The organism is Xanthomonas sp., assembly GCF_017163755.1.
Taxonomy (GTDB): Bacteria; Pseudomonadota; Gammaproteobacteria; order Xanthomonadales; family Xanthomonadaceae; genus Xanthomonas_A.
The window spans coordinates 1-12,518 of sequence record NZ_JAFIWC010000024.1; the positions used below are offsets into that span (position 1 = coordinate 1).

Below are 12,518 nucleotides of genomic sequence, written 5' to 3' on the forward strand. Positions count from 1 at the left end.
CGACTTAGCGGCCTGCCGCACTCCGCTCTCACCTCAACGGTATACCCGCATAAGACACAAGCGGCTTCAGCCGCGACGGGCTTCACTGATGGAGCCTGTCGCGGCTGAAGCCGCTCCTACGCAAGCGTGCGGTGCGCTTGCGGCAGCGCTGCAGCCATGCCACGCCCGTTGCGGGCGGGCGTTCGGAGTCGCCTCGCTCCCCGGCCATGCTCGGCAGGCCCTCGGCGGCCAGCCGGTTGGCCAGCCGGTTCAGCAACGCCTGCTCGCGCAGCCTTGAGCGAGCTTCCAGGCGTTTTCTCCTGGATGCCGAAAGGCGCCGTGAATCCTGTAGGAGCGGCTTCAGCCGCGACGGGCTTCACCGATGGAGCCTGTCGCGGCGGCTGAAGCCGCTCCTACACAAGTGTGCGGTGCGCTGCGGCTGCGCTGCAGCCATGCAACGCGCTTTGCGGGCGGGCGTCCGGTCGTTTCACTTCCCGGTCATGCTCGGCAGGCCTTCGGCGGCCAACCGGTCGATCAGCCGGTTCAGCAGCGCCTGCTCGTCGGCGCTGAACGGCGCCAGCAGGCGCCGCTCGCATTCGAGCACCATCGGCGCCACCACCTCGTAGACCTCCACCCCGGCCGCGGACAGGTGCAGCACCGAGCGGCGGCGGTCGTCGCCGTGGGTCTCGCGCTGGATGAAGCCGCGCTCGAGCAGGCGCGCCACCGCGCGGCTCACCGCCACCTTGTCCATCGCGGTGCGCTCGGACACCTCGCCGGCCGACAGGCCCGGATACAGCGCCAGCACCGCCATCACCCGCCATTCGGTCACCGCCATGCCGTAGCGCTCGCCGTAGACGCGGGCGATGTTGCTGCTGATCCGGTTGGACAGGACGCTGATGCGATAGGGGAGGAACTGTTCCAGGTCGAGCGTGGGCTGATCGGGGGCGGCGGGTTCGATGGGGGGCATGCTGCATTGCACCTTGCTGGTGGTTACATTTGTAACTATAAGGGAGGACACTTCACGTCCATTCTCGCGAGTCTGCCGTCCATCCGCATCCGAAATTTCGGGCGGCGCGGCCCGCGCTCCAGGAGACGATCATGAGCGCACAACCGCAGTATCCATCCCAGCCGACCAACCTGGGCATGCAGGTCACCACGTTCGAGAATCCGATGGGCATCGACGGCTTCGAGTTCGTCGAATTCGCCGCGCCGGCCGGACAGGGCGAGCAGCTGCACGCCTACTTCCGCAGCATGGGCTTCACCGCGGTGCTGCGCCATCGCGCGCGGCCGATCACCGTGTATCGCCAGGGCGGGGTGAACTTCCTGGTCAACGAGGATCCGGATTCGTTCGCCGCCGACTTCGCCGCCGCGCACGGTCCCTGCGCCTGCGGCTTCGCGATCCGTTTCCAGCAGCCGGCCGACACGGTGTTCGCCCGGGTGCTGGAGAACGGCGGCGAAGCGATCGCCGACAAGGCCGACACCCGCGCGGTGCCGGCGCCGGTGGTCAAGGGCATCGGCGACTGCATGCTGTACCTGGTCGACCGCTACGGCGACAAGGGCTCGGTGTACGCCGATTTCGAGCCGGTGCCCGGCGCCGAGCCGCATCCGGCCGGCTTCGGCCTGACCTTCATCGACCACCTGACCCACAACCTGTACTTCGGCAACATGCAGCGCTGGTCGGACTACTACGAGCGCCTGTTCAACTTCCGCGAGATCCGCTACTTCGACATCAAGGGCGCCAAGACCGGGCTCACCTCCAAGGCGATGACCGCGCCGGACGGCGTGGTGCGCATCCCGCTCAACGAGTCCTCCGACCCGAAGAGCCAGATCAACGAATACCTGGACGCCTACCACGGCGAAGGCATCCAGCACATCGCCTGCTTCACCGACGACATCTACGAGACGGTGGAGCGCATGCGCGCCGCCGGGGTCGAGTTCCTTGACACGCCGGACGCCTATTTCGAAGTGATCGACCAGCGCATCCCCGACCATGGCGAGGACGTGCCGCGGCTGGCCCGGAACAAGATCCTGATCGACGCCGACCCGGAGACCAAGCAGCGCAAGCTGCTGCAGATCTTCACCCAGAACTGCATCGGCCCGATCTTCTTCGAGATCATCCAGCGCAAGGGCAACGAGGGCTTCGGCGAAGGCAACTTCCAGGCGCTGTTCGAGAGCATCGAGCGCGACCAGATGAAGCGCGGCGTGCTCTGACGCCGCATCGCGGCATGCGCCGACGCATCAAAAGCCCCTCTCCCGACGGGAGAGGGGTTGGGGTGAGGGTACGGTGGCGTCATGACCGCAAAGCCGCCATTGCCTACAGCGACGCTCAGAAACGCCCGCAGGTTGCGCCAAGACATGACCGATGCGGAACGGAAGCTCTGGCAGTATCTGCGCGGCGGGCGTCTGCTCGGTCTTAAATTCCGCAGACAGCACCTGGTTCCACCTTACGTTGTCGATTTCTACTGCGAGGCATTAAAACTGGCCGTTGAGCTGGATGGTTCGCAACATTCGACAAAGGCCGATGCCGAACGGACTCGCTATCTGCAGGCGCAAGGAATGCACGTACTGCGCTTCTGGAACAACGATGTAATGCTGCAACCGGACGCGGTACTGGAGTCGATTCTGGGCTTTGCCAGCGTCCGCACCCTCACCCCAACCCCTCTCCCGGTGGGAGAGGGGCTTTCAGAGCTAGAGTCCATGCCATGAACATCCAGCATCACGGCTACCAATCCGGCTTCGGCAACGAATTCGCCACCGAGGCCGTGCCCGGTGCGCTGCCGCAGGGGCAGAACTCGCCGCAGCGCGTGGCCCATGGCCTGTACGCCGAGCAGCTATCCGGCACCGCGTTCACCGCGCCACGCGGCGTCAACCGGCGCAGCTGGCTGTACCGCATCCGCCCGGCGGCGGTGCACGGCACGTTCGCGCCGTATGCGCAGGCCAGCGCGTTCCACAACGACTTCGACGCCGGCCCGGTGTCCCCCGACCAGTTGCGCTGGAGCCCGTTGCCGCTGCCGCAGGCGCAGGCGTCGGTGGATTTCGTCGACGGGCTGTACACGATGGCCGGCAACGGCTCGGCCGCCGCACAGCACGGCGTGGCGGTGCACATGTACGCGGCGAACGTCTCGATGCACGGCCGCTTCTTCTACGATGCCGACGGCGAACTGCTGATCGTGCCGCAGCACGGCGCGCTTCGCCTGTGCACCGAGCTGGGCGTGCTCGAGGTGGCCCCGCAGGAGATCGCGGTGATCCCGCGCGGCGTGCGCTTCCGCGTCGAGCTGCCCGATGGCGCCGCGCGCGGCTACGTGTGCGAGAACTTCGGCGCGCTGCTGCGCCTGCCCGACCTGGGCCCGATCGGCGCCAACGGTCTGGCCAATCCGCGCGACTTCCTCACCCCGGTGGCCGCCTACGAGGAGGACGAAGGCGAGTTCGAGCTGATCGCCAAGTTCCAGGGCCACCTGTGGCGCGCGCCGATCGGCCATTCGCCGCTGGACGTGGTCGCCTGGCACGGCAACTACGCGCCGTACAAGTACGACCTGCGCCGCTTCAACGCGATCGGCTCGATCAGCTTCGACCATCCCGATCCGAGCATCTTCACCGTGCTCACCGCGCCCAGCGACACCCCGGGCACCGCCAACCTGGATTTCGCGATCTTTCCGCCGCGCTGGCTGGTGGCGCAGCACACCTTCCGCCCGCCGTGGTTCCACCGCAACGTGGCCAGCGAATTCATGGGCCTGGTGCACGGCGTGTACGACGCCAAGGCCGAAGGCTTCGCCCCGGGCGGCGCGTCGCTGCACAACTGCATGAGCGGCCACGGCCCGGACGCGGCGACCTTCGCCAAGGCCTCGCAGGCGGACCTGTCGCAGCCGGACGTCATCGCCGACACCATGGCCTTCATGTTCGAGACCCGCGCGGTGCTGCGCCCGAGCGCGCAGGCGCTGGACGCGGCGCACCGGCAGCGCGACTACCAGCAGTGCTGGGCGGGGCTGCGCAGGCATTTCGTCGCGCCGCCGCAGTAGCGGCGCAGGATGTGAACGGTGCACAGCCCGTTCACCCGCGCACGCGGTAGCCTGCGAACCTGATGCCGTGCGAGGAGTCGCGATGAAGCCGAAGCTGCCTGCCACCGCCATGCTCCTGCTCGCGCTGTGCGCCTGCGGCCGGCAGGAAACGCCGCCGCCCGCGCCCGCCTCCGGCGGCCAGGCCGACGCGTTGCCGCCGCCGCCGATCGACCAGCCCGACGGCGACGTGCCGCCGGCGCAGGCCCCGGCCGGCGCGATGCCGCCGGAGATGGCGCGGGCCGACCGCACCCTGGCGCAGTTCGACGGCTACGGCGACGTGCGTTTCGGCATGAGCGCCGAGCAGGCGCGCCGCGCCTGGGGCGGCGAGCTCGACGGCAAGCCCGGCGAAGCCGGCGGCTGCTACTACCTGACGCCGAAATGGGCGCAGGGCACCCAGGACTTCGGCTTCATGGTGGAAGGCGACAAGCTGGTGCGCTACGACGTCGGCCATCCGAAGGAGACCGCGCCGGGCGGCGGCAAGGTCGGCATGCGCGCCGAGGAACTGCGCCAGCGCTACGCCGGGCGCATCGAGGAGCAGCCGCACAAGTACGTCGAAGGCGCCAAGCTGCTGCGCATCCGCAGCGACGCCGGGCAGCCGGGGGTACTGGTGTTCGAGCTGGACGCCACCGGCACCGCCACCGCCTGGCGCGTGGGCGTGCCGCCGCAGGTGGACTACGTCGAGCGCTGTTCCTGACGCCACGCCAGGCGGTGCCGGCGCGTGGAGCATCTCCCGCCGCCGCCATGCACGCTATCGCCTCCTGGCGTTGTCGCCGACCCCGTACGCCGCGCTCGTCCAGAGCGCCGGGCGCGCACTTGGACTCGGCTTGATGACGGCCCGGTCCAGCAGATGCAGATACGCGATGTAGAAGAATCGGCGAGGCTCTTCCGCCTTCCGATCGGTCTTTGACGGGATTGATCGCAGCTTCGCGTAGCGCTGCAGCCGCTGCCAGCGCTGCGGCCGGAGCGCCTGGGTCCGCCCGCGCGGAAAGGGCGTGCGAATGCGCTGGACCCTCCGCATCGGCGTTGGCCAGGCGGCTGCGGCGACCGGGCAGCCCCCGCATTGCGCGCCAGCGCCAGCCGCCGCCGGCGCAAAAGACGCGGCGTGATCGGTCCAGCGCATAGAATCGCCGCATCGTCACGAGGGGAGGGCCGGGCCATGCTGAGCGCGATCGGAGTGTTGCTGTTGGGGCTGGTGTTGCTGGCGTTGGGCGGCGACTCGATCGTCAAGGCCGCCTCCGGGCTGGCGCAGCGCCTGGGCGCGTCGCCGTTCGTGGCCGGCCTGCTGCTGGTGGCGTTCGGCACCTCGCTGCCGGAACTGGCGGTCAATGCGCGCGCCTATGTGGTCGGCGCGCAGGAGCTGGCGCTGGGCAACGCGATCGGCAGCAACCTGGCCAACGTCGGCCTGACCCTGGCGCTGGCGGCGCTGGCGGCGCCGCTGCTGGTGCGCACGCGGCTGTTGTCGCCGCTGCTGGTGCTGCTCGCGCTGGCGACGCTGGCGTTGATCGCGTTCGGCCTGGACGGGGCGGTCTCGCGCATCGAAGGCGCGGCGCTGCTGCTGGTCTTCGTCGGCGCGGTCGCGTTCCTGCTGCGCCGTGCGCGCAGCGAGGACGCGGCGTTACAGCTGGGCCTGTCCGGCTACGCGGTGACCCGCACCGCGCTGGGCCTGAATCTGCTGCGGCTGCTGATCGCCGTGGCGCTGCTGTACTTCGGCGCCAAGCTGGTGGTGGACGCCGCGCCGCGGCTCGGCGCCGCCTGGGGCCTGTCGCCGCTGTTGGCCGGCCTGCTGCCGGTGGCGATCGGCACCGCGCTGCCGGAAGCCGCCGCGGCGATCGCCGCCGCGCGCCGCGGACAGGGCGACATGGTGGTCGGCCACGTGATCGGCTCGAGCCTGTTCAACCTGCTGGTGGTGGTCGGCGGCATGGCCGCGCTGCGGCCACTGCCGTTGCCGGCCTCGTTCGTGCGGCTGGAGCTGCCGGCGGCGATCGCCTTCATCGTGGTGCTGTACCCGATGCTGCGCGGCGACCTGCGCATCAGCCGCGGCGAAGGCGCGATCCTGCTGCTGGCGTTCATGGCCTGGGTGGGGCTGGAAGTGGCGCTGCTGGCCTGAGCCGGGACCGGGGACCGGGGACCCGGAAAGGCAGGCGGCACGTGATGCCACTGTAGGAGCGGCTTCAGCCGCGACCGGCGCACCTGTGAAGCCGGCCACGACTGGAGCCGCTTGCACACGCCAGCTGGCTGCAAATCGCCGTTGGCATGCGCTGGCGGTCATGAGCCGAAAAGACCTGGCTAATCAGCGCGACCGCCCGCGCTACGCCGGTCGGGGCAACATCAACGCGGATCTTCCTGCGCCGGCGGCGGCAGGCCTTCCTTCTCGGCGCTGTCGCTGCCGGGCACTTCCGGGCGGTCTTCCATCATCAGCGACAGCGCCGCCTTGGCCATCATGTGCGCGCTGATCGGCGCGGTGATGAACAGGAACGCGGTGATCAGCAGCTCGCGCGGCTGCGGGTCCTGGCCCAGGAACAGGTGGTAGCCCACCGAGGCCAGCAGCACGCAGCCCACGCCGAGCGTGCTGGCCTTGGTCGGCGCGTGCAGGCGCTTGAAGAAGTCCGACAGCTTCACCAGTCCCAGCGCGCCGACCAGGATGAAGAAGCAGCCGACGATCAGCAGCAGCGACAGCCCCACCTGCAGCGCCGCGATCATTCGACGATGTCCCGGCGCAGCACGTACTTGCTCAGCACCACGGTGCTGCCGAAGCCGAGCATCGCGATGATCAGCGCCGCTTCGAAATACACCGGCGAATCCAGGTACATGCCGAACAGCATCAGTTCGGCGATCGCGGTCACCGACAGCGTGTCCAGCGCCAGGATGCGGTCGGGCACGGTCGGCCCGCGCAGCAGGCGCCACAGCGCCAGCAGCATCGCCAGCCCGACCACGTGCATGCAGGTGGCGATGGTGGTTTCGATGAACATGTTGCCTGTCATGGGAAGATCTCCATCAGCGGCGCTTCGTAGCGCGTCTTGATCTGGCGGATCACCGCCTCGGCGTCGTCCAGGTGCAGCACGTGCACCAGCAGGTACTTGCGGTCGTCCGACAGCGCCGCCGACACCGTGCCCGGGGTCAGCGTGATCATGCTGGTCAGCGCGGCGATGCCATGGATGTTGGCGATGTCCAGCGGCACCCAGATGAAGCCGGGGCGGATCCTCGATTCGGGGCCGAGCACCTGCAGCGCCACGACCACGTTGGAACGCACGATGTCCCAGGCCACCACGCACAGCATCTTCGGCACCGCGCGCAGCGAGCCGATGCGCGCGAACTCGCGGTCCAGGCGCGCGGCGAACAGCGGGATCGCCACGCCGAGCAGCGCGCCGAGCAGCGCCTGGGCGAGGTTGAAGCTGTCGCTCATCAGCAGCCAGAACACGGCCACGGTGATGGTCAGCGGCCACGAGGGAAACAGGCGTCGCCACCAGGGTGCGGGCGTGGTCATGGCTCCCTCAGCGCCGGTACGGTGGCGCGCAGCTGGGTGGCGTAGTCGCCGGGCCGCAGCAGCTGCGCGGCGGCCGCTTCGGTATAGCGCAGCAGCGGCCCGGCGGCCAGGGTCATCGCGATGCCGTAGCCGAGCAGCAGCACCGTCGCCGCGGTCTCCAGCGGCCGCGCCGGCGCCTTGCGCGGCGGCGCCGCCGCAGGCGGGGCGTCCTCGTCGCCGGGCACGCGCCAGAACAGGCGCACCCCGGCGCGGGTCAGGCCCATGATCACCATCAGGCTGCTGGCCAGGATCGCGGTCCACACCGGCGCGCTGCTGGCTGCCGGCGTCGCGCCCAGGATCGCCACCTTGGCCAGGAACCCGGACAGCGGCGGCAGCCCGGCCACCGAGATCGCCGCGATCAGGAACAGCACGCCCGGCACGGTCTTGCCCGGCAGCGGCGCGATCACCTCCTTGCGGTCGCTGGCGCCGCCGCGGCGGCGCCGGATCAGGTCGGCGACCAGGAACAGCGCCGCGGCCACGAAGCTGCTGTGCGCCAGGTAGTACAGGCCGGCGCCGAGCGTGCCCGGCGCGTCCAGCGAGAAGGCGATGAACAGCGTCGCCGCCGACACGATCACCAGGTAGCCGATCAGCACCCGCAGCCGTGCCGCCGCCAGCACCCCGAGCGAGGCCAGCAGCAGCGTGCCGATGCCGGCCCACAGCAGCCAGTCGCGGCCATAGCCGGCCAGCGACTGCGCCTGGTCGCCGAGGATCAGCGTGCCGACCCGCAGCACCGCATACAGGCCCACCTTGGTCATCACCGCGAACAGCGCCGCCACCGCGGCCGGCGCGCGCGCATAGGTGTCCGGCAGCCACAGGTACAGCGGCAGCAGCGCGGCCTTGGCGCAGAACACCAGCAACAGCAGGCCCAGCGCCGCCTTGATCAGCGGCAGGTCGTGCACCGGCGCCTGCGCCACCCGCTGCGACAGCTCGGCCATGTTCAACGAACCGAGCAGCCCGTACAGCAGCCCCAGCGCGATCAGGAACAGCGTGGAGGAGGTGATGTTGAACACCACGTAGTGGAAGCCCACGCGCATGCGCAGCCCGCGCCCGCCGCTGAGCAGCAGCCCGTACGAGGCGATCAGCATCACCTCGAAGAACACGAACAGGTTGAACACGTCGCCGGTGAGGAACGCGCCGTTCAGGCCGACCAGCTGGAACTGGAACAGCGCATGGAAGTGCGGCGCGCGCCGGTCCCAGCCGGCGCAGGCGTGCAGCAGGCAGGCGCCGGCGAGCAGGGTGGTGGTCAGCAGCATCCACGCCGACAGCCGGTCGGCCATCAGCGCGATGCCCAGCCGCGAGGGCCAGTCGCCGAGCAGGTAGACCAGCACCTGGCCGTCGCCGGCGCGCGCGAACAGCGCGGCCGCCGCCGCCGCCAGCGCCGCCATCGACGCCCACGCCACCGCGCGCTGCGCCCTGCGGCCGAAGCGGCGGTGCTCGACGAACAGCGACAGCGCCGCGCCCAGCAGCGGGATCAGGATCGGCAGGATCACCAGATGGTTCATGCGCCCGTCCCCGCATCGCCGCCGCCGGGGGGCGCCGGCGCTGCCGGTTCCTCGTGCGCATCGACGTGGTCGCTGCGGTTGTCGGCGCGGCTGCGCATCGCCAGCACCAGGCTCACCGCGGTCATCGCGAAGGCGATCACGATCGCGGTCAGCACCAGCGCCTGCGGCAGCGGGTCGGTGTAGTGGCCCAGCCCGGCCGGCACGCCGTCGCGCAGCACCGGCGCCTTGCCCTGCACCAGCCGGCCGCCGGCGAAGATCAGCAGGTTGGTCGCGTAGGACAGCGCGGTCAGGCCGAGGATCACGTCGAAGCTGCGCGCGCGCAGCAGCAGGTAGACGCCGACCGCGGTCAGCACGCCGATGGCGCTCGCCAGGGCCAGTTCCATCAGCGCATCTCCCCGGTGCGTGGCGAACGCCGGCCGGGATCGATTTCGCCGCGCTGCGACTCGCGCGTGCGCGACGGCTTGATCGTGCCCATCATCGACAGGGTCAGCATCGCGCCGCCGAACACCACCAGGTACACGCCGATGTCGAAGCCCAGCGCGCTGGCCAGCGCGATCTGCCCGAGCAGCGGCAGTTGCAGGTCCAGATGTCCGCTGGTCAGGAACGGGGTGCCGAACAGCATCGAGGCCGCGCCGCTGGCGGTGGCGATCATCAGCCCGACGCCGATGCAGCGGATGTAGTCGAAGCCGAAGCGCGACTCCACCGACGCCGCACCCTGGATCACGTACTGGATCAGCAGCGGCACCGCCAGCAGCAGGCCGGCGATGAAGCCGCCGCCGGGCGCGTTGTGGCCGCGCAGGAACAGGAAGATCGACACGGTCAGGGTCAGCGGGAACATCAGCTGCGCCAGGTCGGCCGGCACCGGCAGCTTGATCGGCGGGCCCGGCATCACCTTTTCCGGCGCCATCCGCGCGCGCCGCAGCAGCGCGTGCACCACCAGCGCGGCGATGCCGAACACGGTGATCTCGCCGAAGGTGTCGAAGCCGCGGAAATCCACCAGGATCACATTGACCACGTTGCGCCCGTACGCCTCCGGCAGCGCGCGCTGCAGCAGCTCGCCGGCCATCGTCGAGGCCGGCCGGGTCATCACCGAATACGCCAGCAACGCCATGCCGGCGCCGGCGGCGGTCGCGATCGCGGCATCGACGCGCGTGCGCCAGCGCCGCCGCTCGACCGGCGAATCCTTCGGCAGGTAGTTCATCGCCAGCAGCATCAGCACCAGCGTCACCATCTCCACCAGCAACTGGGTCAGCGCCAGGTCCGGCGCCGACAGGAACACGAACACCAGGCTCACGCCCAGGCCGGTGCCGCCGATGATCAGCACCGCCAGCAGGCGCTGCCGGTACAGGAACAGCGTGGCCAGCGCGCAGCCGACGATCAGCAGCCACAGCGCCCAGCCCAGCAGCGGCATCGGCTGCGGCGCCGGCCAGTGCCGCCACATCGGCGCGGTGAACACGAACGGCGCGGCGGCCACCACGATCGCCGCCAGCACCAGCCAGCGCAGGCTGCGCTGCAGGCTGCCGTTGGCCAGCAGGCGGGTGAAGCGGCCGGCCACGCCAAACAGCGCCTCGACGTGCCAATGGAACACCTGCCGCCCGAACGAGCGCGACACCTCGGTGTACAGCGCGGTCAGGCGGCGCAGGCCGAAGTACAGCACGCCGCCGCCGGCCACGCCGGCCAGGCTCATCGCCAGCGGCGCGTTCCAGCCATGCCACACCGCCAGGCTGTAGTCGGGCATCGCCTGGCCCAGGATCGCGCCGGCGCCCGCGTGCAGCACCGGCGCCACGGTCAGCGCCGGCACCACGCCCACCGCCACGCACACCAGCACCAGGATCTCGACCGGGATCTTCATCCAGCGCGGCGGCTCGTGCGGCATCGCCTCCAGCGCGCGCGGGCCGCGGCCGAAGAAGGTCTCGTAGACGAAGCGCAGGCTGTAGGCCACAGCGAACACGCCGGCCAGCAGCGCCGCGGTGGCGGTGAACGCGCGCATCGCCCGCGGCCCGTTGGCGCCCAGCGCTTCGGCGAAGAACATCTCCTTGGACAGAAAACCGTTGAGCAGCGGGATGCCGGCCATCGCCAGCGAGGCGATGATCGCCAGCGCGCTGGTGAACGGCATCGCCCGGCGCAGGTTGCCGAGCCGGCGCATGTCGCGGGTGCCGGTCTCGTGGTCGATGATGCCGGCGGCCATGAACAGCGAAGCCTTGAACACCGCGTGGTTGAGGATGTGGAACACGCCGGCCACCACCGCCATCGGCGTGGACAGGCCGAACAGCATCGTGATCAGGCCCAGGTGCGAGATCGTCGAATACGCCAGCAGGCCCTTGAGGTCGTGCTGGAAGATCGCCAGCCACGCGCCGGTCAGCAGCGTCAGCGCGCCGATGCCGCTGACCGTGTAGAAGAACAGGTCGGTGCCGGCCAGCGCCGGATGCAGCCGCGCCAGCAGGAACACGCCGGCCTTGACCATCGTCGCCGAATGCAGATAGGCCGACACCGGCGTCGGCGCGGCCATCGCGTGCGGCAGCCAGAAGTGGAACGGGAACTGCGCGCTCTTGGTGAAGATGCCCGCCAGCACCAGCCCCAGCGCCCACGGATACAGCGCGCTGGCGCGGATCGCATCGCCGGCGGCCAGCACCGCATCGAGCTGGTAGCTGCCGGCGATGCGCCCGATCAGCAGCACCCCGCCGAGCAGCGCCAGGCCGCCGCCGCCGGTGATCACCAGCGCCATGCGCGCCCCGTCGCGCGCGTCCTTGCGGTGCGACCAGTAGCCGATCAGCAGGAACGAGCTGATGCTGGTCAGCTCCCAGAACACCATCAGCAGCAGCAGGTTGCCGGCGATCACCATGCCCAGCATCGCGCCCATGAAAAGCAGCAGGCAGCCGTAGAAGCGCGCGGCATCGTCGCGCGCGCCGAGGTAGTAGTGCGCGTACATCACCACCAGCGCGCCGATCGCCAGCACCAGCCCGGCGAACATCCACGCCAGCCCGTCCAGGCGCAGCGAGAACAGCAGCCCGATCTGCGGCAGCCAGGCGTGGTCGCCACGCACGACGTGCCCGGCCAGCACCGCCGGCGTCAGCCATGCCAGCACCGCCAGCCCCAGCAACGGCGCCGCCGCCGCGGTCCAGGCCAGGGTGGCGCGCGAACAGTGGCGCAGCGCCATCACGGCCGCCGCCATCAGGAACGGCAGGGCCAGCAGGATTTCCAGGAACGGGATCATGCAGGGAATGCGAGATTCGCGAGCAGGAACCCCGAGTGTAACAGGCGCACTTCCAGCGCTGGCCCGCGACGTGCGCTGCGTGTGCCGGCGCGCCAGCGGAGCACCAGCACCAGCAGCACCAGCAGCACCAGCAGCATCAGCAGCATCAGCAGCATCAGCAGGAGCAGCATCAGCAGGAGCAGCGGCGGCAGCATCAGCATCAGCGCCAGGACCCGCGCAAGCGCGCGCGCCGCTCGCTATGCTTG

13 protein-coding genes are annotated in these 12,518 nt (G+C 70.2%); 5 read left to right on the forward strand and 8 right to left on the reverse strand.

What is annotated here, in order from left to right:
• Positions 1-466: 466 nt before the first annotated feature.
• Positions 467-946, reverse strand: a complete 480-nt coding sequence (locus JR065_RS15815) for a MarR family winged helix-turn-helix transcriptional regulator (RefSeq protein ID WP_206235267.1) — start codon at positions 944-946, stop codon at positions 467-469.
• A gap of 131 nt (positions 947-1,077) precedes the next feature.
• Between JR065_RS15815 and hppD the strand changes: the two genes are divergently transcribed.
• From hppD to JR065_RS15840, 5 genes are all read left to right on the forward strand, one after another.
• Entirely contained in the window at positions 1,078-2,190 is a 1,113-nt protein-coding gene (gene hppD / locus JR065_RS15820; protein WP_429001877.1) for a 4-hydroxyphenylpyruvate dioxygenase, read from the forward strand.
• Between the two features lie 81 nt (positions 2,191-2,271).
• A complete protein-coding gene (locus JR065_RS15825; protein ID WP_206235268.1) occupies positions 2,272-2,685 on the forward strand; it encodes an endonuclease domain-containing protein in 414 nt (137 codons plus the stop codon).
• A complete protein-coding gene (gene hmgA / locus JR065_RS15830; RefSeq protein ID WP_206235269.1) occupies positions 2,682-3,995 on the forward strand; it encodes a homogentisate 1,2-dioxygenase in 1,314 nt (437 codons plus the stop codon). The genes JR065_RS15825 and hmgA overlap by 4 nt, the downstream gene beginning before the upstream one ends.
• 82 nt (positions 3,996-4,077) lie before the next feature.
• On the forward strand, positions 4,078-4,728 hold the full coding sequence (locus JR065_RS15835) for a lectin (protein WP_206235270.1): 651 nt from the start codon (positions 4,078-4,080) through the stop codon (positions 4,726-4,728).
• A 462-nt stretch (positions 4,729-5,190) separates the two neighbouring features.
• Positions 5,191-6,141 carry a calcium/sodium antiporter gene (locus tag JR065_RS15840; RefSeq protein WP_206235271.1) on the forward strand — a complete coding sequence of 317 codons (951 nt, stop codon included), beginning with the start codon at positions 5,191-5,193 and terminating at the stop codon, positions 6,139-6,141.
• 221 nt (positions 6,142-6,362) lie between these two features.
• Here the strand turns inward: JR065_RS15840 and JR065_RS15845 are convergent, their stop codons facing one another.
• The 7 genes from JR065_RS15845 to JR065_RS15875 are packed head-to-tail and all read right to left on the reverse strand — an operon-like array spanning position 6,363 to position 12,473.
• Complete coding sequence (locus tag JR065_RS15845) at positions 6,363-6,734, reverse strand: Na+/H+ antiporter subunit G (RefSeq protein WP_206235272.1); 372 nt, start codon at positions 6,732-6,734, stop codon at positions 6,363-6,365.
• Positions 6,731-7,015, reverse strand: a complete 285-nt coding sequence (locus JR065_RS15850; protein WP_206235273.1) for a K+/H+ antiporter subunit F — start codon at positions 7,013-7,015, stop codon at positions 6,731-6,733. The genes JR065_RS15845 and JR065_RS15850 overlap by 4 nt, the downstream gene beginning before the upstream one ends.
• Positions 7,012-7,518 (reverse strand): Na+/H+ antiporter subunit E, encoded by a 507-nt coding sequence (locus JR065_RS15855; protein WP_206235274.1) that lies wholly within the window; start codon positions 7,516-7,518, stop codon positions 7,012-7,014. Before JR065_RS15855 ends, JR065_RS15850 begins: the two co-directional genes overlap by 4 nt.
• Positions 7,515-9,059, reverse strand: coding sequence for a monovalent cation/H+ antiporter subunit D (locus JR065_RS15860; RefSeq protein WP_206235275.1), 1,545 nt, complete (start codon positions 9,057-9,059; stop codon positions 7,515-7,517). The genes JR065_RS15855 and JR065_RS15860 overlap by 4 nt, the downstream gene beginning before the upstream one ends.
• A complete protein-coding gene (locus tag JR065_RS15865) occupies positions 9,056-9,442 on the reverse strand; it encodes a Na+/H+ antiporter subunit C (RefSeq protein WP_206235276.1) in 387 nt (128 codons plus the stop codon). Before JR065_RS15865 ends, JR065_RS15860 begins: the two co-directional genes overlap by 4 nt.
• Positions 9,442-12,273, reverse strand: coding sequence for a monovalent cation/H+ antiporter subunit A (locus JR065_RS15870; RefSeq protein WP_206235277.1), 2,832 nt, complete (start codon positions 12,271-12,273; stop codon positions 9,442-9,444). The genes JR065_RS15865 and JR065_RS15870 overlap by 1 nt, the downstream gene beginning before the upstream one ends.
• Entirely contained in the window at positions 12,270-12,473 is a 204-nt protein-coding gene (locus tag JR065_RS15875) for a hypothetical protein (RefSeq protein WP_206235278.1), read from the reverse strand. The genes JR065_RS15870 and JR065_RS15875 overlap by 4 nt, the downstream gene beginning before the upstream one ends.
• Positions 12,474-12,518: the final 45 nt, after the last annotated feature.